The sequence below is a fragment of the Rhodoligotrophos appendicifer genome (genome assembly GCF_007474605.1).
GTDB lineage: Bacteria > Pseudomonadota > Alphaproteobacteria > Rhizobiales > Im1 > Rhodoligotrophos > Rhodoligotrophos appendicifer.
Window position 1 is genome coordinate 103,067 of the sequence record NZ_VHKL01000005.1, and the last position, 24,504, is coordinate 127,570.

Genomic DNA, 24,504 nt, shown 5'->3' on the forward strand with positions numbered 1-24,504 from the left:
CAGGGCCCGCAGGGAGGATGATCACCGCACGTCGAGCACGGACGTCTTGGCGCCACGGACGACTTCATAGGCGGTGGAGCCTTTGAAGATGCGCTGCCAGCGTGTGCGGCCTTCGTCGGAGACGACGATGATCTGGTGGCCTGCGCCGTGACGCATGATCTGCTCGCCGGGTTCGCCCACGGCGATCTTGGTGCGGGCGACCTTGATCTGCATGCCCTTGAGGATGGCGCGGGCATTGTCCACCGCCTCCCGGGCCGCCGCTCGGCTCTTCAGTGACGGCGCGACGGCGAAGATGGTGATCGGCGCTCCGCTCGAATGAGCCAGCACCGCGGCGCGCTTCACCGCCTCCGTGGACCGGGCCGTCCCGTCGGTGCAGATGAAGAAGCCGGATTTCGATTGGCCTGCTTTGCGCGTCACGAGGACGGAGCAGGGGGCGAGCATGGCGACCTTCTGGACCACGCCCGTGGTGAAGAAGAAGGAGGAGAACTCGTTGCGCCACCGCGACGGCTCTCCGAGGATCATGAGATTATAGGGTCCGAGTTCATATTGGTCGAGAATGCCGCTGGCGGCATCCGGCGCCGTCTTCAGCTTCAGCACGATGCTCTTGCCGGTCGTCTCGTTGCGATATTCGACTTTGTTGTCGCCGAGCGGATCTCCCCAGACATCGGTATGCGCGATGGTGAACTTCCAGTCCTCGTAAGCGATGCCTTCCGCCTTGAGGATCTCGAGCCCCTGCCGCAGATCGCGGATGCCGGGCTGCTCGATGCCCCATTCGAGCATGTTCTGGCGGGCCACGCGGACCTGGAGTCCCCCTGAGGCCAGTCCATGCTCAAGGGGCCGCACATAGAGCAGGATGATGTCGCATTCATCCGGCTTTCCCAGCCGCGCCGCCAGCCGGACGGTCTCGAGCGATTCGTCCGATCCGTCGATGCAGGCGAGGATGCGAAAGCGCTGGCGCCGTTGCCGGCGCACTTCATCGATTTCGCGCTGGACGGCTTTCTCGTGATGACTTGGCGGGCGCCTTGCCTTTGACCGCCGATCGGCCGCGGGATCCTTGCGGAAGAGCCTCTGTCTGACGCGCGCGAGGAAGCTCATCGCAGGCGGTCGAGATAAGGCCAGAGGAAATAGGCCTGCAGCAGCAGCAAAATCATCGATACGAGCGCCATCCGCCAGCCCACTTTCAGGAAATCCGAGATCCTGAGATATCCCGAGGAGAAGACTATGGTGGAGGCGGGGGAACTCGCAACAGCCAGATAGGCGAAGGCTGAAGCAAAGGCGGTGATGAAGCCGACATGGAGCGGATCGGCACCGGCGGTGCTGCCGAGTTTCAGCACGATGGGGCCAAGCACCGCAACCGCCGCCCCCGGAGCCATGGTGTTGGCCACACCCGCTGTGAGGAACGCGACGCCGACCAGGAGGCCCATGCCGCTTCCCATCCCGACGGGCTCGAACATGCCGAGCACGCTGGCCGCGAGCCATGCCGCAGCGCCTGTCGCCTGCATTTCGACGCCCAGGGATATGGCCGCCGCATAGAGCAGGACGACCCCCCAATTGACGCCGGAATTGATGTCTTCCCACTTCACCAGGCCCGTCACCAGGAAGGCGCAGGTGCCCAGCAGCGCGACCGTTCCCATCCCCACCAGTTGTGAGGTGAAGATCCAGCCGATCATGATCATCACAAACAGCAGGATGGAGAGCCATGCCGCCGGGGTCATCGGTCCATCGAGCTCGATCTGCAGTCGCAGCTTGGCGATGGCGCGGGCGAGGTCGGTACGCTCGGGCCGGAAGGTGAAGTAGAGGATGGGGGTGACGAACACCAATTGGGCGAGGAACAGCGGATAGCCGTAGAGCATCCAGGTCATGTAATCGACGAGATAGCGATAGGTCGCCGGATCAGCCGGATTGTAGAAGAACTGCTGCCAGTACCCGATCATGATCGCATTGCGGGCGCCTCCCGACGGCGTGCCGATGCCGGCCGTGGTGCAGCCGAACACGATCGAGAACAGGATGAAAGCCGAGAGGCGGCGGATGCGCTGCGGGTTCTGCGAGGTGAGCGAAATCAGCGTCAGCCCCACCGGCAGCATCATGGCCGCGACAGTATGCTCGCCGATGAAGGAGGCGAGCAGGCCGCAGACGGCCGAGATCCCGAAGCAGACATTGACCGTGCGCGTCCCCGTCATGCGCACGATCGCCCAGGCGATGCGCTTGTCGAGCTTCTGCTTCACCACGGCGACCGCCAGCATCAGCGAGCCCATGATGAAAAGGACGGAATCCGTCATCAGGTTTTTGGCGACGATGTCGGAATCCACGCCCACCAGCAGCACCTGGCCGACGATGATCATGAGGGCGACCGTGGGCAGCGGCACCGGCTGCGTCATGAACAGCAGCGTCGCCGAGGCCGACATGGTGAGCATGATCCAGCCGTCCTGGCTCAGGCCCCGAGGCGGATCGAAGGAGAGCATGAGGGCGCCCATGGCCATGGCCACGAAGAACCAGCGCTTCTCCCAGAAATAATACAGGTTGATCTGCGAGCGCAGGACCAGGAGGTGCTGGTACCCTTGGCGGACAAGCCAGGACGACCATCCCGCGGATGGTTCGTGCGCTTGCAGGCTGTCCCGCGCTAGGGTCAGAGTTCTCACCGGCTTCCCTCTTGCTCACCTGGAGCACAGCTGACACTATCGCCGACCTGCAAACACATGATTACCGCGTGCGTCTCTCCTTGGCGTGATCGCGACCGCCCCTAGAGGAAAAATGCCAGAAACCTCAGTGCTTTCCCATATCGATCATTCCCTTGACGGCAGCCTCGAGCGTTTATTTGGCCTGCTGCGGATTCCGAGTGTCTCCACCGACCCGGCCTATGCGGCCGAGTGTCAGAAGGCGGCCGAATGGCTCGTGGCGGATCTTCAAGGACTGGGCTTCGACGCGAGCGTCCGGCCGACGGCGGGCCGCCCGATGGTGGTTGGCCATTACAACGACGCCGGGGGCGCCAACACGCCGCGAGTCCTGTTTTACGGTCACTACGATGTCCAGCCTCCCGATCCTCTCGAGAAGTGGAGCTCCGGCCCCTTTGAGCCGCAACGTGTCAAGCGCGCCGATGGGAGCGAGCAGATCGTTGGCCGCGGTGCCGCCGATGACAAGGGCCAGTTGATGACCTTCATCGAGGCGGTGCGGGCATGGATTGCCGTGCACGGCCGACTGCCGGTGAATGTGACCATCCTGCTCGAAGGCGAGGAGGAGACCGGAAGCCCGAGCCTGCTGCCGTTCCTCCAGGCCAATGGCGATGAATTGAAGGCCGACGTCGCCCTCGTCTGCGACACCAATATGTGGGATTCGGAGACGCCGGCGATCTCGACAAGGCTGCGCGGCCTGATGATGGATGAGGTAACGATCACCGGCCCCAGCATCGACCTTCATTCCGGTCTTTATGGCGGCGCGGCTCGCAATCCGATCCGCGTGTTGACGAAAATTCTGGCGTCCCTCCACGATGATGACGGGCGAGTGACCGTCCCAGGCTTCTATGAGGGCGTGGACGAGCTTCCGGCCGCGATTGCGGAGCAATGGAGCGCCCTGTCCTTCTCGGCCGAGGACTTCCTTGGCGAAGTCGGCCTGAAAATTCCCGCTGGTGAAAGTGGGCGTAACGTTTTGGAACAACTCTGGTCCCGGCCGACCTGCGACGTGAACGGGATCTGGGGTGGCTACACCGCCGCGGGATCGAAGACGGTGATCCCCTCGAAGGCTTCCGCCAAGGTTTCGTTCCGGCTAGTCAGCAAGCAGGACCCGTTGAAGATCCGCGACGCCTTCCGCGATTTCGTGCGCGCGCAGCTCCCCGCCGACTGCACGGCGGAGTTCATCGGCTACGGAGCCAGCAGGGCCATCGAGATCTCGACGGACAATCCCTATCTGACCAAGGCGGCAGCCGCCCTGAAACAGGAATTCGGCCGTGCGCCGGTGATGATGGGATGTGGCGGCTCCATCCCCATCGTCGGAGCTTTCCGCCAGATGCTGGGCATGGACAGCCTGCTGATCGGCTTCGGGCAGTCCAGCGATCGGATTCATAGTCCAAACGAGAAATATGACCTGTCCAGCTTTCATCACGGGATGCGCAGCTGGGCGCGTATTCTCGGCGCGCTGAGGGCCTGACGGACGGCCCTGGCACAGCTTTCGCACCGCATGATCCGGTGGCCGACGGGACAGCCTCAAAGTGGCACGCCCCGTCAGCCAGGCGAGACCATGTCGGAGCACGCCCAATGTCCATCAAGCTGTCGGTTGATCAGGTTCGCATCCCCTGCGTCATGATGCGGGGCGGGACATCCCGCGGTGCGTTCTTTCAGGCCCAGGATCTTCCCACCGATCCGGCGATGCGCGATGCCGTGCTGATCGCGGCCATGGGAGCCGGCAATCCGCTGCAGGTCGATGGCATCGGCGGCGGCAACCCCCTCACCAGCAAGGTGGCGATCGTCTCGCCCTCGTCCAGGCCGGATGCGGATCTCGATTACCTCTTTGCTCAGGTGAGCGTTGATCGGGCCCATGTGGATACGGCACCCAATTGCGGCAATATGCTGTCGGCTGTGGGCCCCTTTGCCTTGGAGACCGGCCTTGTCGCCGCCACGTCGCCGGTGACGGTCCTGCGCATCTTCAACGTCAACACGAACACGGTCATCGAAGAGACGGTGGAGACGCCGGGCGGCGTGGCCTCCTATTCCGGTGACCATCACATCGATGGGGTGGCAGGCGCCGGTGCCCCGGTGCGCATGAGCTTCTGCGCCTCTGAGGGAGCGGTGACCGGAGCGTTGCTGCCCAGCGGTTCGACCCGTGACGAGATCGACGGCATCGAGGTCTCCTTGGTGGATTACTCGGTCCCCGTCATGTTTGTGCGTGCGGCCGATCTCGGTCTCACCGGACGCGAGACGACGGCAGCTCTGAACGCCGATCTTGCCTTGTTTCAACGCCTGGAGGCGTTGCGCCGGGAGGCGGGGCGCCGCATGGGGCTGGGCGACGTGTCCCAGTCGGTGCTGCCGAAGATCGCCCTGGTATCAGCGGCCGGGCGCGGAGGGACCATCGCCTCGCGCTACTTCACACCGCGCACCGCCCATGAGAGCTATCCGGTGACCGGAGGCCTCTGCTTGGCGGTCGCAACATGCCTGGAGGGCACCGTGGCAGCCGAGCTGGCAGGCCTTGCGGCGCCGCAGTCCGGCGAGGTCAGGATCGAACATCCCGCGGGCATGCTCGAGATTGAGATCGAGCTCAGCAGCCCCGGCAGCAATCATTCGCCCATTTCGCGCGCCTCCCTGGTGCGGACGGCGCGGCGGTTATTCGACGGATATGTCTACATTCCCCGGAGGATCCTCGAGGCAGCGGCAGCCGGTGCCGGTTTTGTGACCGCAGACCGCGCGGCCTAGGAGATCTGCTGTGCAACACACCCTGACCCTGCAACCTGCGGCCCCCGTCGACGCGCTTCGCACATCCCGCGACGCGCTCCCGATCGAGATCAGCAACGCCACACCCCGCTGGCGGGAAGGCGAGGGCGGCACCATCCTGATCCTCGGCAATTACCGGCCCGCGCTGACGGCATCGCGGGCGCTTTCGGCTCTGGGCTATCGTGTGGCGGTGACGGGCAATCCGGCTCAGCCTTTCGCGGAATTCTCCCGTCACGTCAGCGAGGTCTGGGAGTGTCCTGCCTTGGTGCCAGGCGATCGCGAGGTGATCGCGAGCCTGCTTGGTTTCATCGACAGCCATTCAGATCTGGTGGCGATCATGCCGGTCAGCGAGGCCGCCCTCGATCTGCTGGTGAGCTGCTGGTCCGAAGTCACAACGCGCGGGATCAGGCTCGCCATGCCGCCGGCTCCGGTCGTGCGTCAATGCCATGACAAGACCGGCATGCTCGACATTGCCCAGCGCGCGGGTCTCGACTGTCCCTCTTATGCGGTGGCACGAGATGTCTCCGAGCTCGAAGCTGTCGCCATCGAAGTGGGCTTTCCCCTGGTGATCCGGCCGCTGACGCCGGGCAGTCGCATCGGCAAGCTGAAGGCGATCACCCTGGACCGGCTTGAGGATCTGCGGACGCAGCCTGCAGGGATCTTCGACACGATTGGTCCGATGCTGCTGCAGCGCTATTTCACCGGCAAGCGCTACAACGTCTATTTCGCCTCTCTGGAAGGCCGGGTGCTCGATGAGCAGCATGCGCGGATTTTCCGCACCGATCGTGCCGATGGCAGTGGTCTGACCGTGGAGGGCGAGACGATCCCGACCGTGACCGAGCTGTCCGAAGACGTGCACCGCCTGTCCCAGGCTCTGGGCTATACCGGCGTCGGCTGCGCCCAGTTCCTGCTGGATGAAGGCAACCGGACCCGCTGTTTCCTGGAGATCAATCCGCGCTTCGGCGCCAATTACTCCTTCATCGAGGCGGCGGGCATGCCGCTCACGCGCCTGGGCCTGATGCTGGCTGGCTCCGATCCCGTAGCCCCCAGGGGAGTGCCCAAGGGGGCAAGACGGCGGGTGCACTTCGTATGGACCTATGGCGATTTCGCCGGTCTCGTGCACGAGATCCTCCACCGGAACATCGCACCCGGTGCAGCCCTGAGCTGGGCCCTGAAGGCGTTGAAGGCGGCCCTCACGGCCGACATGCACGTCACCTGGTCATGGCGCGATCCGAAGCCGACGCTCATGACCTATGGCGGCCGGTTCATGCGCTGGATGAAGCCTCAGCGCAGCTGAGCTCAGCCGCCCGTCACCGACATATGCCGGCCGAGCGAGGGCTTGTTGCGGCGGCGGTCGATGATGAAGTCGTGGCCCTTGGGCTTGCGGCCGATGGCCTCGTCGATCGCAGTGTAAAGCGCATCATTGGCTTCCGAGGACCGCATGGGGGCGCGCAGATCGGCGGCATCCTCCTGGCCCAGGCACATATAGAGCGTGCCCGTGCAGGTCAGCCGCACCCTGTTGCAGCTTTCGCAGAAATTATGGGTCATCGGGGTGATGAAGCCCAGCCGTCCGCCGGTCTCCCGCACCGAGACATAGCGGGAGGGGCCGCCCGTCCTGTAGTCGATCTCATCGAGCGTGAAGCGCTCCCGCAACCGGGCGCGAACCAGGGACAGGGGCAGATACTGCTCCGTTCGATCGCCGTCGATGTCGCCGAGCGGCATGGTCTCGATCAGAGTGAGATCCATGCCGAGCCCGTGGGCCCAGACCATCATCTCCGCGATCTCGTCTTCGTTGACGCCCTTCAGCGCCACCATGTTGATTTTCACATGGATCCCAGCCCGGCGCGCGGCATCGACGCCGTCCAGAACCTTTGTGAGATCCCCCCATCGGGTGATGGCGTGGAAGCGATCGGGATCGATTGTGTCGATCGAGACGTTGATGCGCCGCACGCCGCAGGCATGGAGTTCGTCGGCGTAGCGGGCGAGCTGGCTGCCATTGGTGGTGAGGGTCAATTCTTCGAGATGCCCGGTGTCGAGATGGCGCGACAGGCCGCGGAACAGGGTCATGATGTCCTTGCGCACCAGGGGCTCTCCCCCGGTGATGCGCAGCTTTCGCACGCCCTTGTCCACGAAGGCGGAGCAGACGCGGTCCAGTTCCTCAAGGGTCAGGATCTCGCGTTTCGGCAGGAACGTCATGTTTTCCGCCATGCAATAGACGCAGCGGAAGTCGCATCGGTCGGTGACCGATACCCTGAGGTAAGTCACGTGCCGTCCAAACGGATCGATCATCGGAACGTGTGGCTCTGCGTGATGGAAAGACATGCGTCCTATATAATGGCTAAGTCGGTGATTTTGCTAGTTGCGATGAGAGAGAGGAAAGCCTCATGGATGAAGATCGCCTGAACATCTCGATCCGTCAGTTTCTCAAGGAGGTCGGCATCACCTCCCAAAGACAGGTGGAGACTGCCGCGCGCGGCAGTTCCGCGAAGGGTCGGGTGGCGATCCGGGCCGTCGTCACCTGCGACGAATTGGGTCTCCATCACGTGGTCGATGGCGAACTCGACCTCGACTGATCAGACGCCCTCGGTCTCGAAGATGGTCGGCGTGTGATGGACGAGGTTGATCTTCCAGGCGTCGGAATTGAGGGTCCGCAATTCGTTCGGGTGGATGAACTCGTCGCGAAACCACGGAAAGCGCTGCGGCGAAAAGGCTTCCTTGATCCAGTCGATGATGATGGAGACCCGAGTGGAGCTTCGCACATCGGGATGATAGGTCATCCAGATATCGACGGAATGATAGAAGCCCACATCGATGGGTTGCAGGTCGTCCGACAGGACAGCGGCATAGGTTGCCAACCCGCCGATGCCGGCCCCTTTTTCGACCGCATGGTAATGCGCCGTGCTGGCATTGGTGCGAATGGCGACGATGCCTTCTGGGTTGCTGATCCCGAGGAAACGGGCTGCAACGCCTTCTTCGAGTTGCGGCGCGCTCTGGTCCACGAGCCGGTGATTGATAATGTCCTCTCGCGACCGCGGCATGCCGTAGCTGGCGACATAGGCGCTGGAGGCGAAGGGAAAGATATGCAGACGCCCGAGCTTGGTGATCTTCAAATCGGGATTCGTCGGCCGCGTAAACTGGATGGCGACGTCGGCTTCCATCCGTAAAACGTCGGCGCTTTCCATCGCGCATTTTAGTTCGATGATAAGTTTCGGGTTCGTCCGCTGCAATTCGACGAGGCGCGGAGCCAGCCAATAGGTGCCGAGCCCCTCGGTGATGGAGACGCGCACGAGCCCTGACGGTTTGGTGTCGCGGCCCTGCACGGCGCGAAGCAGTTCGAAGCTTGTGAGCTCCATCCGTTTTGCGTGCGCCAGGATAGCAGCGCCCGATGTGGTGAGCTCGACGCCATCGGGAAGGCGGTCGAACAGGCGAACCTGCAGAGTGGATTCGAGTTTGTCGATGCGACGGACGATTGTAGAGGAGCTGATTTTCAGGCGGTCTGCCGCCTGTCGTAGCGAACCGGTCTCGGCTGCTGCAATGAATAACCGAAGGTCATCCCAGTCGGGTTGGACGGCAGGATCATTCAGGTGGTCTGTTTCTGCAGCGGACTGCTCCGCATTTTTAATCAACTTGCCTCTCCGAAGTAAGGCTAATTTTCAAGGACTTCCCAAGTTAATGCTCAGTCTAGGACTTAACTAACCCGAACGCATCAACAAAACCGAACGGTCCGAGCAGCCAAAAATCGGCCAACAGGTGGTCTTTGAGGCAGAGTTTGGGGGTTGTGAGCAGCTCTTGGGGTGGCGTAATATGAGTGCTAAGAGCCCACGTGAACTTGATTATTTGGCATTGAATGCGTTTCCGAGAGGGATCGGGATCCGCTTGGTGCGAAATGAGGAGTTCGATCTACTCTATAATCTGGCGGTGCGCCATTTCGGCGATGAAATCGCGAGCTTCGATGTTGTCAGAAGGGTTGTGAACCATAATCCGGCCTCCGCCTATTCGATCGGGCGATGCTGCGAAGATGAGGATGATTTTCGACCTTTGGGCTACGTGGCTTTATTGTTACTGAATCGTAAAGGTGTTAGGGCTCTAGAAGCAGGGAAATTGGATGCGGCGGAGCCGGATCTTTCATTGCTGGTCTTGCCGGGACATGAACCCGCCGGCATTTATGTTTGGGGTGTTGTCGCGGTCGGGAAGGCGGCTGCAGGTTTGATCAGCGTGATGGAGGTTCTGAAGACCGAACCTTATCGTCGTGCAGACGTTTATGCGAGACCGGCATCGGTCTCCGGCCTCCATCTGATGCAGGCCCTGCACTTCGAAAGGTGTTTCAACGGAGTCGACCCCGGTGACAAGCCGCTTTATCGCTACAAGAGAGTAGTGAACCGCAAACGCCGTGACGATGCAGGCTTGGACCAGAGATCGGTCCGTGGACTGGGGGCTTAGATGGAGCGTAGCATGAGTATGCTGGGAGGCGGCTACTCCTACAATACCTACCGAAAAGGGGGCCAGAGGTCACCTTTTAAGAATGGCAAGGAGGTAGGGATCAAGGTCGCCGATTGTATCGAGGATCTGATGAAGGTCTTCGCGATTCGCTCGGCCGTCTATCTCAGCGAGCAGGAATGCCCGTATGATGAGGAATTCGACGGCAATGATTTCTCGGCCTCGCATCTGATCGGCTATATCGGTGATGAGCCTGTGGCCTGCATGCGGGTCCGCTACTTCGCCGATTTTGCCAAGCTTGAGCGGTTCGCGGTGCGCCAGGCCTATCGCAAGTCGCGCGTCGCCATCACCATGGCCAAGGCGGCCATCGAGCTGTGCCGGATGAAAGGCTACACGAAGATTTACGGCCACGCCCAGGATCCGCTGGTGAGTTTCTGGTCGCGCTTCGGCGGCAAGCCGGTGGAGCCGCGGCGTGAGCTGATCTTCTCCGACTACCGCTATACGGAGATCCTGATCGAGGTTGAGCCGCATCCTGACGCGATCTCGCTGAAGACCGATCCCTACGTGTTGATCAGGCCCGAGGGTCAATGGGACACGCCGGGCGTTCTCGACCAATCCTCGACCCGCAGCACGCCGAGTTCGACAGCGGCGTGAGGCGGCTCCCTGGTGATGGGCTAAACTGCACCCTTCAACCGGCATCCAACCTGTTCTAAACTCCCACTGTCCAGGGCGGGTGGAGCACATATGCGGATCATCACGGCGGAGACGCTTGCCGGGCTCCTGACCTTTCCTGGCCTTGTCGATGCCCTGGCAGCGGCCCATCGGGCGCCGATGCCGCTGGTCGACCGCTCCGAGCTTCACCATGATCGTGGTGCCGAGACCCCGGACACCTTCTTCGTCCTGCCGGCTTGGGCGCCGGGCCGTGCCTATGGGGCAAAGCTGGTGACGGTGATGCCTGGAAATCCGTCGCGGGCCCACGGACTGCCGGCGGTCCAGGGATCCTATCTCCTGTTCGACGGGCAGACGGGGACGCCTGCGGCCGTGATCGACGGCACCATGCTCACCTACTTCAAGACGGCGGCGGATTCTGCTTTGGGCGCCAGATTGCTGGCCCGGTCCCAACCGAAAGCGCTGCTGGTGACCGGCGCAGGAGCCCTGGCGCCCTATCTGGTTCGAGCCCATCTTGCGGTCAAACCCTCTCTCGATCGCGTTCTGGTATGGAACCGGACGGCGGCGAAGGCCGAAGCTTTGGCCCGCGATCTCGCAAGTGAGGGAATTGCCGCTTCGCCGGTTGCGGATCTGGAGGCGGCGGCGCGCCAGTCCGACATCATTACCTGCGCCACAGCCTCGACCGCGCCGTATCTCGAAGGCGCCTGGTTGAAGCCCGGCTGCCATCTCGACCTCGTCGGCAGCTTCACCCCGGCGATGCGCGAATGTGACGACGAGGCCGTGCGGCGTGCAAGCCTATTCTGTGACAGCTGGGCCTTCGGCGTGGACCAGCCCGGCGACCTCGCCGACCCGCTCTCCCGCGGCATCATTGCCCGCACCGACATTCTCGGTGATCTCTTCGATCTCTGCCAGGGCCGCAAACCCGGCCGGACCTCGGAGACGGAGATCACTCTGTTCAAGAATGGCGGGGGCGCCCATCTCGACCTGTTCACGGCGATCTATATCCTGGACCAGCTGGAGCGGGCGGCGTGACGGAAAGCAATGACGCGCCTGTCGACGGCCAGCGCGTCGGAAGCGACGTCGCCGGTCTGTCTCTGTCGGCCCTGGCCGCGGGCTTGTTGGCAGCTTTCGTCGGCTTTGCCAGCTCCTTTGCCGTCGTCGTGGCGGGCCTCAGGGGCGTCGGCGCCACTCAGGCCGAGGCCGCCTCCGGGCTGATGGCCTTGTCGCTTTCCATGGGCCTATGCGCGATCTATCTGAGCCTGAGGCTGAAGCAGCCGATTTCGGTTGCATGGTCGACGCCGGGCGCAGCCCTGCTGGCCAGCTCCGGCGCCATCGAGGGAGGCTTTGCCGCTGCGGTCGGCGCGTTCATCCTCACGGCGCTGGCGATCATCGTTGCAGGCCTGTGGAAGCCCTTGGGCAGGGCGGTCGCCGCCATCCCAGCGCCCTTGGCCAATGCCATGCTGGCAGGGGTGCTGCTGAGCCTCTGTTTGGCCCCGGTTCAGGCGGTGAGGCAGCTGCCGGCTTTGGCTTTGGCGATCATCGTCACCTGGGCTGTGGTCGCCAAGGTGAACCGCCTCTATGCGGTCCCCGCCGCAGTGCTGGTGACGATCGTGCTGATTGCTTGGACCACGGATCTGTCCACGACGACGTTTGGATCATTGTGGCCAGAGCCGGTGTTCGTCATGCCGCAACTGACCCTGTCGGCGGTGGTCGGCATCGCCTTGCCGCTCTTTATCGTCACCATGGCCTCGCAGAACATTCCCGGCATCGCCGTGCTGAAGGTCAACGGCTACGATCCGGCTCCGGGTCCGCTGTTCACGACGACGGGGATTTTCAGTCTGATCGCGGCACCCTTCGGCGGCCATGCCGTCAATCTGGCTGCGATCACCGCCGCACTCTGTGCCGGCAGCGACGCGCATCCTGATCCCCGTCGTCGCTATTGGGCCGCCGTGGTGGCAGGCCTCGCCTATGTCGTCTTCGGTCTGCTGGCGGGTGCCGCCACGGCCTTCATTTCGGCCTCGCCGCCCATTCTCATCGAGGCCGTCGCGGGTCTGGCCCTTCTTGGCGCGTTCGGCTCGGCGCTCATGGGCGCCATGCAGGACATGCGCGACCGTGAGGCGGCGGTGATTTGCTTCCTGGTGACGGCCTCTGGCGTGAACCTCTTCGGCATCAGTGGAGCATTCTGGGGGCTGGTGGCCGGAGGGGCGATCCATGCGCTGGGCCGCTGGCGCGTGCGATAGAACAGCGTTTCCTCCCCCTGAACCAAGACAAGCCCGACATCAGGACTGGCGGCGCAGGGCAGGGACTTACCCCCGCATCCGCTTCGCTTCGGGATCGAACAGCGGTGCGTCGTGGATCCGGGCCTGCCGGCGGTCGCCGATGATCTCGATCTCGAGGCCGCCATTGCCGCCGGCCTTGGCCAGCGCCGCCGGGATGTAGCCCTGGGCGAGGGACTTGTCCACGAAATGGCCATAGCCGCCGGAGGTCACCCAGCCGACCACCGTGCCGTCATGCCAGATGGGCTCGTCGCCCAGCACGTCGGCATCGTCCGCATCGACGATCATGCAGACGCGGGCGAGGGCTGGGCCGTCCGCATGCTCCTTCAGGGCGGCGTCTCGGCCGATGAAGTCGTTCTTCTTCAAGTCCACGAAGCGATGCAGCCCCGCCTCGAAGGGCCCGTAGATGGGCCGGTATTCCCGGTACCAGGTGCCGAAATTTTTCTCCAGCCGGAGCGAGAGCAGGGCGCGCATGCCGAAATTGGCGATGCCGAACTCGGCGCCCGCGGTCATGATCGTCTCGTAGAGTCGGCGCTGATATTCGGGTCGCACCCAGATCTCGTAGCCGAGATCGCCGGTATAGCTGATCCGGTTCGTGAGCGTGGGGACGGAACCCACGTCCATTTCACGGAAATCCATGAACTTGAAGGCATCATTCGAGACATCCTCTTGCGTGAGCTTGGCCAGCACGGCGCGCGCTTGGGGACCGGCGATCGACAGGCCCACGAGCTCCATGCCCAGCGCGCGGATCTTGACTGATCCATCGGCGGGCAGCTGCCGCTCGAACCAGCACATGTGGTAGATCTGCGCCTGGCTGGAGCCGAACATAAAGAAGCGATCCTCGCCGGCCTTGGCAATGGTGAAGTCGCCGATCAGCTTACCGCTCTCGTTCAGCATCGGCGTGAGCACCAGACGTCCGGTGCGCGGCATGCGGTTGGTCATCAGCCGCGACAGGAAGGCCTCGGCGCCCGGCCCGCTGATGGAGTATTTGGCGAAGTTTGCGATCTCGGTGACGCCGACCCGCTCGCGCACCGCGAGACACTCAGCCTTGACATGGGGAAAATCATTGGAGCGGCGGAAGGAGACGATGTCGCGTGGCTCCATGCCCTTCGGCGCGAACCAGAGGGGCGTCTCGAGCCCCCAGCTGTCGCCCATGACCGCACCTTGCGATTTGAACAGGTCGTAGAGAGCCGTCGTCTGGATCGGCCGGGCGGCGGGCAGCTCTTCGTTGGGGAACCGGATCGAGAAGCGGCGGGAATAATTCTCCCGCACCTTGGCATTGGTATAGCCGAGCGTCGCCCAGTCGCCGAATCGCGAGACATCCATTCCCCAGACGTCGAAGCCCGGGTCCCCATCGACCATCCAGTTCGACAAGGCGAGGCCGACGCCGCCGCCCTGGCTGAAGCCGGCCATGACGGCGCAGGCGCACCAGAAATTCTTCAACCCGCGCACCGGCCCCACAAGCGGGTTGCCGTCCGGGGAGAAGGTGAAGGGGCCGTTCACGATGCGCTTGATCCCGGCCGTCTTCAACGCCGGCATGTGGTCGAAGGCCATTTCCAGCGAGGGTGCGATCCGATCGAGGTCGGGCTTCAGCAGTTCTTGTCCGAAATCCCACGGCGTCACGCGCGGCGACCACGGCACGCAGGCCTTTTCATAGGTGCCGATCAGGATGCCTTGGCCTTCCTGGCGCGTATAGAGTTCAGCCTCGAAATCGATGACATGGACGACCTCCTTGCCGGTCGTCCGCTGGATCTCCGCGACTTCCGGCATGTCCTCGGTGAGCACATACATATGCTCCATGGCGAGCACCGGGAGCTCGATTCCCACCATGCGTCCGACCTCGCGCGCCCACAGCCCACCGGCATTCACCACATGGTCGGCGCGGATCGTTCCCTGGGTGGTGACCACGTCCCAATGGCCCTCGGGGGTGGGCACGAGTTCGGTCACGCGAGTCTGGCGATAGATTTCGGCACCGCCGATCCGTGCCGACTTCGCATAGGCATGGGTGGTGCCGGAGGGGTCGAGATGGCCCTCCACCGGATCCCACATGGCGCCGACATAATAGCGCTCATCCAGCATCGGCAGGAGTTGCTTGGCGTCCGCCGGCGAGATGAGCTCCGTCTCCATGCCCAGATAGCGGCCGCGGGCATGGGCCATCTTGAGCCATTCCATGCGCGCCGGCGTACCCGCGAGCTGCAGGCCACCGGTCAGATGGAGCCCGCAGGACTGGCCGGAGATCTCCTCGATCTCCTTGTAGAGCTTGACGGTATAGGCCTGCAGCTTGGCGACGTTGGGATCGCCATTGAGCGTGTGGAAACCGCCAGCCGCATGCCAGGTTGAACCGGAGGTCAGCTCCTCGCGCTCCACCAGGACGACGTCGCGCCACCCCTTCTTGGTGAGGTGATAGAGCACCGAGCAACCGACGACGCCGCCGCCGATGACGACGACCTGGGCATGTGACTTCATCCGAGAACTCCCGACCTGGATGGAGGAATTGGTAGCAGCCCGCAGTCTTCGGCGCATGAGTGAAAACGACCGGCAAAGGTCGTGATTGAACCGGACACGTCAGGCGGCAACGGGTGCCCGGCGGAAGCCGGCGATCTGATGCATCAGCACCGGCGCGATCAGGGCCGCACCGGCCAGGGTGGAATAAAGCTCCGGCGCCACGAGCAGAAGCGAGGCGATGGCGAGCAGGGCGCGCTCCCAGGCTTTCGTCCTGACCAGCATGAAGCCCGAAAAGGCTGCGCCCAGGCAGGTGATGCCGATCGCGCAGCCGGCGAAGGCGAGCACGAAATCCGGCCAGGTAAAGCCCTTTGCCACCAGCAGCAGGGACGGCGAGAAGACGAAGACGAAGGGCACCAGCACCTTGCCCAGGCCGAGCCGGAAGGCGATGTTGCCGGTCTTAAACGGATCCGCCCCCGCCATCCCCGCGGCGGCATAGGCCGCGAGCGCCACGGGTGGCGTGATGTCGGCGAGCACCCCGTAATAGAACACGAAGAAATGGGCGACGATCGGCTCGATGCCCAGCAGGCCGAGGGCCGGCGCGGCGATGGTCGCCATGATGATGTAATTGGCCGTCGTCGGAATGCCGCAGCCCATGAGGATGCAGACGATGCCGGTCATGATCAGCGTGAACAGCAAGGTCAATGCGCTGATGCTGAGCCATCCGCCCGGCATGGCGGTTCCGATCCACTGCGCCATGTCGCCGGCCGTGCTGGTGACGATATAGGAGATCTTGAAGCCGACCCCGGTCAACGTCACGACACCGACGATGATGCCCACGGTGGCGGCCGCGGCCCCGACGGCGAGGGCATATTTCGCACCATCGCGCAGGCCCGCGAAGATTTCGGGAATCGACAGCCGGTTGCGCGGATTGAGCAGGCCGACGGCGATGCACAGGGTGATCCCCCAGAAGGCCGCGAGATAGGGCGTATAGCCCGAGAGCAGGATGCCCACCAGGACCACGAGCGGGATGATGGTTGGCCAATCGCGCTTGAGCGCGGCCTTGACGTCGGGCATCTCGTCCGGCCTGAGCCCGCGGAGACCGTTGCGCTTGGCCTCGAAATGCACCTGCATCAACACGCCGAAGAAATGCATGAAGGCGGGCACGATGGCCGCCAGGATGATCGTGGTATAGGGCAGGCCCAGGAATTCGATCATCAGGAAGGCTGCAGCCCCCATGATCGGCGGGGTGATCTGCCCCCCGGTCGAGGCCGCCGCTTCGACGGCCGCAGCGAAGGGGCGCTTGTAGCCGAGTTTGATCATCGCCGGGATGGTCAGCGAGCCGACGGTCACCGTATTCGCGACCGAAGAACCGGAGATCATGCCGAACAGGGCGGAGCCGAAGATCGAAATCTTGGCGGGCCCCCCCGCATAGCGTCCCGCCACCCAGGCGGCGCAGTCGAGAAACAGCTGTCCCAGTCCGATGCGGGTGGCAAACACGCCGAACAGCACGAAGTGGAAGACATAGGTGGCCACCACGCCGAGCGCGATGCCGTAGATGCCTTGGGTGGTCAGGTAAAGATGGTCGATCAGCTGCGATAGGCTGGCGCCGGGATGGAGCAGAATGCCCGGCATATGTGTGCCGAAGATCGCATAGGTCATGAAGATCACGGCGATGATCGGCAGCGGCCAGCCGACCGAGCGACGCGTGGCCTCCAGCAGGAGCAGGATCAGCGCGCCGCCGAAGACCACATCCGCAGTGGTCGGATTGCCGACCCGGAAGGCGAGCTCGTCCAGCGGGATGAGCGGCACATGCATGACCGACATGACGGCCCAGAGCGCCAGCAGCCAGTCGAGCACGGTGATGCCGAAGGGGCGGTACCAGCGCGACGTCGCCGGCTCGTGATAACCGCGCTTCGAGAAGGGAAAGACCAGGAAGACGAGGGCCAGCACGAAGGAGAGATGGATGCCCCTGTGCAGCATCTCCGGCAGCAGGCCGAAGCCTGCCGTGTAGTAATGGAACACCGACAGGATGACGAGCAGGCCGCCGACCAGCAGGCCGGGGAAGCGGGAGAGGGGCCGAAAGCGGATCTCGGAATCGAATTTCTCCTCGAGCTCACGGGCTTTCGCCTCATCGAGCTCGAGGGGATCGAGATGGACCTGGTCCTGCTGCGGGTCGGTCATGGAAGCGCCAGGATCGAGGTTTGCCTTATTTCAGGACGCCGGCTTCCTTGTAGAATTTCTCCGCACCCGGATGCAGCGGGATACCCAGGCTTGTCGTGGCGTTCTGCAGCGTGATCATCTTGCCCTTGGCATGGCCTGCATCGAGCGATTTGCGCGTGGCATCACTCCACAGCACCTTGGTGATGTCATAGACCAGCTGCTCCGGCTGCTTCGCGCTCGTCACCCACTGCGCCGCCACTGCGATGGTCGGTGTCGCGCCGACGCCATTATAGACGTCAGCCGGCACCGTATCCTTCGAGAAGAAGCCGTTCTCGGCGATGAGCTTGTCGACCTCGGGTCCGGTGATCGGCACCAGGGTGATGCCGCTCGACGTGGCGAGTTCGGAAATCGCGCCGGTCGGATAGCCACCCACGAAGAAATAGGCATCCAGCGCACCGTCGCGCAGGCGATCGCCGGCGGGTCCCGGCTTCAGATATTCGGGTGAGATGTCCTTTTCGGTGATCCCATAGGCGGCCAGCACCAGCCGGGCGTCCACGATGGTGCCGGAGCCCGGCTCGTCGATGGACACGCGCTTGCCCTTGAGGTCGGCGACGGATTTGATGCCGGCATCTTTGCGCGCGACGATGTGGATGGTCTCGGGATAGAGCGTGGCGATGAGTCGGAGGTCCTCGACCTTCGGCTTGCCCTCATAGAGGCCGGTGCCATTATAGGCCCAGGTCGCCACGTCCGACTGAGTGAAGCCGGATTCGGCCGAACCCGCCTGGATCGCGTTGATATTGGCGACCGATCCGTTCGACGCGACCGCAGTGGCGACGAGACCCGGCACGCCGGTGCCGCTGGTGGCGGAGATGGCATTGGCGATGAGGCCGCCGATGGGATAATAGGTCCCGGCCGTACCGCCGGTGCCGATGCGGAAGAACGCCGGCGTCTGTGCGGCGACGAAGCTTGCACCCATGACAGCGGCCACAACGGCCGCGCCGATGACGGCGCGCGATGTTTTGATGAGGTTCATAGCCTTCCCTTTTCTTCTTGGATTGAACCGCAACAATGGCGGCTAAACCCCCGATTGTCGACAGTGGATTGTCGTTTTGAGCTCCGCGGATGGTAGTGGTTGACAAATGAGCCGGCCCTTGAGCGTCACACCGGGGCGTCCTCGCCCGCAACGGCTTCCCCCGCCACAAGTTCGCCCGCCCGCTTCTTCCAGGTATCGGCTTGGGTGCGTCGCTTGAGGCCGAGCGCACTCTTGACCCTCTGGATGTCGTCTTCCGACCAGCGGGCGATGGAGGCGATGTCGTAGACGCCGATGGCATGCAGGAGCTTCTGGCGCTCCTCGTCGATGCCCTTGATGCGGGTAAGATCGTCTCGGTCCTCCAGCGCCGGCGTGCCGGCCGCCGGGCCCTCGTCGATCCGGGCCCCCTCGAAGATCCCGGTGTCTTCGGCTGCCGGGCCGTCGAGTTCGGTGGCGCGGGCCTCCGTGGGCATCTGGCCCGCGACGGCGGCTTCCGTGGCGACCTCCGACCTCGACGGGGGTGCCGACTGGTGATGTCCTGCAGGGTCACCGTCGAGAAGGGGCTCCGCTCGCTCCGCGACCGGAGTCGTCGGACGAGGCGGCGTTTGGATCTCTGGGAAGCGGGCGACCTCCGCCTCGGCCGGCTTGGATCGAGGCGCCCCGATGGCGATCACCGGTTCCATCGCGCGCAATTCCTCATCGGGGAGATGGCACAGGATGGTGTGGCCAAGCGCCAGTTCCTTGCGGGGCGGTGCCTTGGTTTCGCAGATCGCGCCGATCTTGCGCGGGCAGCGGGTCTGGAACGGGCAGCCCGGCGGAGGGTTCATCGGGCTCGGCAACTCGCCCGACAGCACGATATGCTTCTTGGTGATCGAGGTATCCGCAATCGGCACGGCCGACAACAGGGCTTCGGTATAGGGATGATAGGGCGGATTGAACACCTGATCCGTCGTCCCCTGCTCCATGATCTGGCCGAGATACATCACGACGACGCGGTCGGCCAGATAGCGGACGACCGAGAGATCATGGCTGATGAACAGCATGGTGGTGCGCTTTTCACGCTGGATCTCGGTCAGAAGCCCGGTGATAGCCGCCTGGACCGAGACGTCGAGGGCGGAGACCGGCTCGTCCGCCACCACAACGGCAGCATCGCCGCCAAAGGCCCGCGCGATCCCTACGCGCTGCTTCTGTCCGCCCGAGAGCTGGCGCGGCTTGCGGAAGGCGAAGTCGCGCGGCAGCTTGACCATATCGAGCATCTGGAACATCTGCCGGCGGACATCCGCCTTCGTCTTGGCCACGCCGAATTTCTTGATGACGCGAGAAATCTGGCTGCCGATCGTATGGCTGGGATTGAGGGTCTCGAACGGGTTCTGGAAAACGATCTGCAGATCGCCGATGAGCTTCGGCGAGCGCTTTTCCACGGGGAGATTGGCGATGTCCTTGCCATGCAGCAGAATGCGTCCGCTGGTGGCCTCTTCGAGTCCCATCAGCACTTTGGCGAAGGTGGTCTTGCCGCAGCCGGACTCACCCACGATCGCCACCGTCTCCGCTTCGCGCGCCTCGAAGCTGATCCTTTCATTGGCTTTCACATAGCGCTTGCGGCGGCCGGTGAGCAGTGCCCGCAGGGAATTGTCGCGGATCTCGTAATGCTTCGTCATGTTCTGCACTTCGAGGACCGTGTCGCCGATGCGCATCGGGTCGTTGCGGACGGCGATGGGGGCCTCCGCATGCCAGTCGATTTCACGATAGCGTACGCAGCGCACGCCGTGGCTGTCCTCATGCGCCACCGGTTCCATGGGGATCAGCTGGGCATCGCATCGTCCCGCTTGGAAGAAATCGCAGCGCGGGCCGAAATAGCATCCCTTGGGCCGCTCATGCGGCAGAGGGAGCTGGCCGCGGATCGGCACCAGCGGCCGGGCGTAACGGTCCGTGCCGGGCAGCGGGATCGAGTTGAAGAGGCCCCTTGTATAGGGATGGCGCATTTGGTCGAACACTTGAGAGACGGTGCCTTGTTCGACGGCTTGGCCGGAATACATCACCGTGACCCGGTCGCAGGTCTCGAGGATCAGCCCGAGATTATGCGAGATATAGACCATGGATGTGCCGAATTCCCGGGCGATCTCCTTGATCAGCTCCACGATCCCCGCTTCCACGGTGACGTCGAGGGCGGTGGTCGGCTCGTCCAGCAACAGAAGCTTCGGTCGCGACAGCAGCGCCATGGCGATCAGCACGCGCTGCTGCTGGCCGCCCGACAACTGATGCGGAAAGGATGACAGGATCCGACCGGCATCGGGCAGGCGCACGGCATCCAGCATGGATGTGGCGCGCAGGCGCGCATCTGCTTCCGTGAGACCCTCGTGGTAGATCAACACCTCGGTCAGCTGTTCGCTGACCCTGAGCGAGGGATTGAGCGAGGCCATGGGCTCCTGATAGACCATGGAGATGTCCTTGCCGCGGACCTGCTGCAGCTCGGCTTCCGACATCAGGCGCATGTCCCGGCCCTGGAACAGGATTTCACCGCCGGTGATGGCCCCGTTGCGGCCCATGTAATTCATGATGGCCAGCGCCACCGTGGACTTTCCGCAGCCGGATTCCCCGACGATGCCGACGGCCTCACCCGGCATGACCTGCAGGTTGAAGTCGATCACGGCGGGGATCTGCCCGGCGCGGGTGGTGTAGGAAATGGAAACGTCGCGGCAGTCGAGGACGGGAACGATCTCGGGGCTGGGCGGGGCCGAAAGCCTGGGTTCGATTGCCGTGACTGCCATGCCTGTCTTTCCTGATTCAGCCGGCCGAGCCGGGATCAATCTCGCAGCGAAATTTCGCGCAAGCCGTCCGCCAGTAGATTGAGCCCGAGAATGAGCGAGGAGATCGCCAGCGCCGGCCAGATCATCGCATTGGCGCCGAACTGGCCCATCGGCTGAGCCTCGCGGATCATCTTGCCCCAGTCGGGATCCGGCGGGGGCAGGCCGAGGCCGAGATAGCCCAGGAGGGCGATGGTGATGGTCACATAGCCGAGACGCAGACAGCCATCGACGATCAGCGGCCCCCGGGCATTGGGCAGGAGCTCAACGAGCATGATGTAGGCGGCGGACTCCCCGCGCACCTGGGCCGCGGCGACATAGTCGCGCGTCTTCAGGTCCAGGATGAGCCCGCGCACGATGCGCGCGACTTGCGGTGCCGTCCCGAAGGTGACGGCGACGACGATGATGATGCCGGAGACGGCCTTGGAATCGAGCCCGATCGTGTTGGCGAGAAAGGACCCCAGCGCCGAGGTGGCGCCGAAATTGGTGAGAATGACGAGATAGAGGACCATGAGCGGAAAGGACAGCAGGACATTGGCGAGGAACGAGATGATCTCGTCCCACCATCCGCCGAGATAGCCGGCGACGACGCCCAGTCCCATGCCGACGGTATAGGCGACGATCGTGGCCAGGCTCGCCCAGAACAGCACCAGTCGTGAGCCCCAGATGACACGCGAGAGGATGTCGCGGCCGCGATCATCGGTGCCGAGCCAGAAGGTCGAGCCATCGGGTGCCTGGGCCATCATCTTCTGCAAGGGGATGGAGATCTTCAAGGGGTCCGCGATGGGCAGATAGGGTGCAGCGATGGCCATCACGATCCAGAACAGCACCAGAAAAGCGCCCAGCATGCCGATCTTGCTTTCGCGCAACAGGAACAGGGCACGGAAGAAGCGGCGGATGACCCCGGGCGCTGAAGGAAACTGTCCGACCGTCTGGTCTACCATTGAGATCCTCTACGGTTAGGCAAAACGGATGCGGGGATTGAGCAGGGTATAGCCGATATCGGAGATGAACTGAGAGCTGACGGCCACCATGACGGCGACCATGGTGCAGGCTTCGATGACATAGATGTCGTTGAACAGGGCGGCATCGTAGAGGAGTTTTCCGAAGCCGCGATAGGAGAAGAAGACTTCGGTGACGATGACCCCCGAGAGGAGGTAGTTCAGCTGCAGCACCATGACCGTGAAGGGCGCGATCAGGGCGTTGCGCAGGGCATGCCGCATGACCACCCGCTTGCGCGGCAGGCCCTTGAGGACCGCGGTCCGCACATATTGCGAGGTCATGACCTCCGCCATGGAGGCCCGCGTCATGCGGGTGTAATAGCCGAAATTATAGAGGACCAGCACCGCGACCGGCAGCACCAGCTCCTGGAGCGCGATGCCGCTGTTGAAGGGTGAGGTGCCCGGCAGCCAGTTCAGCCAGAACACGAAGATCGCCACCAGCAGCGTGGCGGAGGCGAATTCCGGCACCGAGGTGGTGAGCACCGAGACCACGGTGATGGTGCGGTCCTGAATGCTCCCCTCGGCAATCCCCGACAGGATGCCGAGCGCCAGGGCAAGCGAGACCGTGATGATGAAGACGATGCCGCCGAGAAGCGCGGTATTGAGCAGTCGAGGCAGCAGCAGCTCGCTGACCGGCGCCTGGAACTGCAGGGAATTGCCCCAATTTCCGGTGATGAATTTCCACAGCCACTCGAAATACCGCTCCAGGAACGGTGCGTTATAGCCATTGTTCTCGAGCCAGAGGAGACGCTGTTCCATGGTGGAGAACGTCCCCAGCACCTTGGTGGCGACATTGACCTTGTCGGCCTCGAAGATCAGGAACAGCAGAAACGAGATGACCAGCATGATCAGGATCATGGAGGTCAGACGTTTGCCAAGCAGAGCCAGCATCAGACGACCCCTCTGTCAGCCGGGCTGAGAAGGGAGCGCGAGGCTCCGAAGGATCCTTCGTCCCGCTGCCGCGAGCCGTGACCTATAGCCGTCCCTGACGTCCGAGGCGTTGGTCTCCGGACGGTGTTTGATCCCCTCATGACCCCCCATGCGTTCGATCGCGACGATCGAGCACTATCGGTTGCTCGTCCTGCGGGCTCTGCGGCCACTTGTTTAGAACGATGATAGCCTGCTTGGGCTCAAACGCAAGACAAGGGAAGGTGTTAGCGTCTCTTCCGGGAGGCGGGCGAGGCGGGGGGACGACCTCACAGCGCGTCTCTGTCCCGCCTGCAGAACCCGTAATTCCACCGCTTAGCCGCCCTTCAGCGGGTGCGGGACGCTTTCCTTGGGTGTGAACAGAAATCGCTGTGCCAGCCTGAGGTAACCGACCATGTGATAACGGCCGTTCTGCTCCAGCAGCCGTTCCCGGCTGCTCTGGTAGAAGGCCGGCAACTGGTACCAGGCAAGCCGCGGATTGTCGTGATGGGCCGCATGGAGATTGTTGTTGAGGAACAACAGACCGAGGATGGGATTGGTCTCGATCACGGCACTGCGCGCCTTGGCGTGGTGATCGGCGCGATGCTCGGCAAAGGAGCGCAGGAGGGAGAGCGAGGTACCGGGATAGGCGAAGATCAGCACATAGGTCCAGAAGCTCATCCCGCACACGCCCATGACCCAGAACAGGGTGACCGAGACTGACCCCGCATGCAGCACCCATGCCCCGAGGATGCCGCGATCATTGGCAAAGCCCCGGCGGATCTCGTGCCAGACGAACAGCGACAGGGCGACCAGGGGCCCGATGGTCAGCCGGCCGGCCAGGCTGTTGTTGATCTTGAGAACATTCTTCACCGCGGCGGGCAGCGCGGCCCAGGTCGCAGGCTCCAGATACCAGGATTCGGGATCGTCGATGGGATCGGTGAGGTAATCATCGTTGTGATGCATGAGATGGGTGCGGCGGTAGCGACGAAACGGCACCCAGAGGCTGAGCGAGGGAAAGACGAGGGCTTCGTTGAGGATTGCGTGCCGTGTCGGATGCCCGTGAATGACCTCGTGCTGCAGTGAGCCGTAAAGGCAGACCACGCAGGCGCCCGCCGGAATCAGCAGCCAGAGGGGCAGGGCATCGCCAAAATAGGTGAGCGCACCGAAGGCCAGGTAGCAGGCGACGAGCAGCGAGGCCGTGGGCCATTCGACGGCGTGCAGCCGCGCGCCGCGCAGACGATGCGCAGTCATTCAAAATCCTATCCATGTGATTCTCCTGCACAGAGCTTAAGCGCTGGGTGCGCGACGCCACAGTTGATACAGCGAGGCTTTTGCTGATAGTTTGCGGCGGATCCG

At 63.4% G+C, this 24,504-nt stretch carries 19 protein-coding genes; 8 read left to right on the forward strand and 11 right to left on the reverse strand.

Annotated features, from left to right (window positions below; translation table 11 throughout):
* Positions 1–21: 21 nt before the first annotated feature.
* Together FKM97_RS12295 and FKM97_RS12300 are read right to left on the reverse strand one after the other, a co-directional pair.
* Positions 22–1,095: a universal stress protein gene (locus tag FKM97_RS12295; protein ID WP_144292714.1), complete on the reverse strand. Its 1,074-nt coding sequence runs from the start codon at positions 1,093–1,095 to the stop codon at positions 22–24.
* Positions 1,092–2,639 (reverse strand): SLC13 family permease, encoded by a 1,548-nt coding sequence (locus FKM97_RS12300; RefSeq protein ID WP_205014957.1) that lies wholly within the window; start codon positions 2,637–2,639, stop codon positions 1,092–1,094. The genes FKM97_RS12295 and FKM97_RS12300 overlap by 4 nt, the downstream gene beginning before the upstream one ends.
* 112 nt (positions 2,640–2,751) lie before the next feature.
* Between FKM97_RS12300 and FKM97_RS12305 the strand changes: the two genes are divergently transcribed.
* From FKM97_RS12305 to FKM97_RS12315, 3 genes are all read left to right on the forward strand, one after another.
* Positions 2,752–4,140, forward strand: a complete 1,389-nt coding sequence (locus FKM97_RS12305) for a M20/M25/M40 family metallo-hydrolase (protein ID WP_144292715.1) — start codon at positions 2,752–2,754, stop codon at positions 4,138–4,140.
* Positions 4,141–4,247: 107 nt separating this feature from the next.
* On the forward strand, positions 4,248–5,399 hold the full coding sequence (locus FKM97_RS12310; protein WP_144292716.1) for a 4-oxalomesaconate tautomerase: 1,152 nt from the start codon (positions 4,248–4,250) through the stop codon (positions 5,397–5,399).
* Positions 5,400–5,409: 10 nt separating this feature from the next.
* Entirely contained in the window at positions 5,410–6,714 is a 1,305-nt protein-coding gene (locus FKM97_RS12315) for an ATP-binding protein (protein ID WP_144292717.1), read from the forward strand.
* A gap of 2 nt (positions 6,715–6,716) precedes the next feature.
* Here FKM97_RS12315 and moaA read toward each other — a convergent pair whose 3' ends face one another.
* The gene (moaA, locus tag FKM97_RS12320; protein ID WP_144292718.1) at positions 6,717–7,739 is read right to left on the reverse strand and encodes a GTP 3',8-cyclase MoaA; all 1,023 of its coding nucleotides are present in this window, start codon (positions 7,737–7,739) and stop codon (positions 6,717–6,719) included.
* A gap of 62 nt (positions 7,740–7,801) precedes the next feature.
* On the opposite strand from moaA, the gene FKM97_RS12325 reads away from it, so the two are divergent.
* Positions 7,802–7,990 (forward strand): DUF6494 family protein, encoded by a 189-nt coding sequence (locus FKM97_RS12325; protein WP_144292719.1) that lies wholly within the window; start codon positions 7,802–7,804, stop codon positions 7,988–7,990.
* Here FKM97_RS12325 and FKM97_RS12330 read toward each other — a convergent pair whose 3' ends face one another.
* Positions 7,991–9,043 (reverse strand): LysR family transcriptional regulator, encoded by a 1,053-nt coding sequence (locus tag FKM97_RS12330; RefSeq protein WP_144292720.1) that lies wholly within the window; start codon positions 9,041–9,043, stop codon positions 7,991–7,993. It abuts the gene before it with no gap.
* A gap of 178 nt (positions 9,044–9,221) precedes the next feature.
* Between FKM97_RS12330 and FKM97_RS12335 the strand changes: the two genes are divergently transcribed.
* From FKM97_RS12335 to FKM97_RS12350, 4 genes are all read left to right on the forward strand, one after another.
* A complete protein-coding gene (locus FKM97_RS12335) occupies positions 9,222–9,857 on the forward strand; it encodes a hypothetical protein (protein WP_144292721.1) in 636 nt (211 codons plus the stop codon).
* Positions 9,858–9,869: 12 nt separating this feature from the next.
* Positions 9,870–10,508: a GNAT family N-acetyltransferase gene (locus FKM97_RS12340; protein WP_246105057.1), complete on the forward strand. Its 639-nt coding sequence runs from the start codon at positions 9,870–9,872 to the stop codon at positions 10,506–10,508.
* A 90-nt stretch (positions 10,509–10,598) separates the two neighbouring features.
* Positions 10,599–11,555: a bifunctional Delta(1)-pyrroline-2-carboxylate/Delta(1)-piperideine-2-carboxylate reductase gene (gene lhpI, locus FKM97_RS12345; protein WP_144292722.1), complete on the forward strand. Its 957-nt coding sequence runs from the start codon at positions 10,599–10,601 to the stop codon at positions 11,553–11,555.
* A gap of 56 nt (positions 11,556–11,611) precedes the next feature.
* Complete coding sequence (locus tag FKM97_RS12350) at positions 11,612–12,763, forward strand: benzoate/H(+) symporter BenE family transporter (RefSeq protein ID WP_144293040.1); 1,152 nt, start codon at positions 11,612–11,614, stop codon at positions 12,761–12,763.
* Between the two features lie 66 nt (positions 12,764–12,829).
* Here the strand turns inward: FKM97_RS12350 and FKM97_RS12355 are convergent, their stop codons facing one another.
* From FKM97_RS12355 to FKM97_RS12385, 7 genes are all read right to left on the reverse strand, one after another.
* Positions 12,830–15,265, reverse strand: coding sequence for a GcvT family protein (locus tag FKM97_RS12355; RefSeq protein WP_144292723.1), 2,436 nt, complete (start codon positions 15,263–15,265; stop codon positions 12,830–12,832).
* A 99-nt stretch (positions 15,266–15,364) separates the two neighbouring features.
* On the reverse strand, positions 15,365–17,425 hold the full coding sequence (locus tag FKM97_RS12360) for a TRAP transporter permease (protein WP_144292724.1): 2,061 nt from the start codon (positions 17,423–17,425) through the stop codon (positions 15,365–15,367).
* Between the two features lie 25 nt (positions 17,426–17,450).
* Positions 17,451–18,437 carry a TAXI family TRAP transporter solute-binding subunit gene (locus FKM97_RS12365; RefSeq protein ID WP_144292725.1) on the reverse strand — a complete coding sequence of 329 codons (987 nt, stop codon included), beginning with the start codon at positions 18,435–18,437 and terminating at the stop codon, positions 17,451–17,453.
* Between the two features lie 125 nt (positions 18,438–18,562).
* Positions 18,563–21,202 (reverse strand): dipeptide ABC transporter ATP-binding protein, encoded by a 2,640-nt coding sequence (locus FKM97_RS12370; RefSeq protein ID WP_144292726.1) that lies wholly within the window; start codon positions 21,200–21,202, stop codon positions 18,563–18,565.
* Between the two features lie 35 nt (positions 21,203–21,237).
* Positions 21,238–22,182 carry an ABC transporter permease gene (locus FKM97_RS12375; RefSeq protein WP_144292727.1) on the reverse strand — a complete coding sequence of 315 codons (945 nt, stop codon included), beginning with the start codon at positions 22,180–22,182 and terminating at the stop codon, positions 21,238–21,240.
* A gap of 15 nt (positions 22,183–22,197) precedes the next feature.
* Positions 22,198–23,130 (reverse strand): ABC transporter permease, encoded by a 933-nt coding sequence (locus FKM97_RS12380; protein WP_144292728.1) that lies wholly within the window; start codon positions 23,128–23,130, stop codon positions 22,198–22,200.
* Between the two features lie 351 nt (positions 23,131–23,481).
* Positions 23,482–24,399 carry a fatty acid desaturase gene (locus FKM97_RS12385; protein WP_144292729.1) on the reverse strand — a complete coding sequence of 306 codons (918 nt, stop codon included), beginning with the start codon at positions 24,397–24,399 and terminating at the stop codon, positions 23,482–23,484.
* Positions 24,400–24,504: the final 105 nt, after the last annotated feature.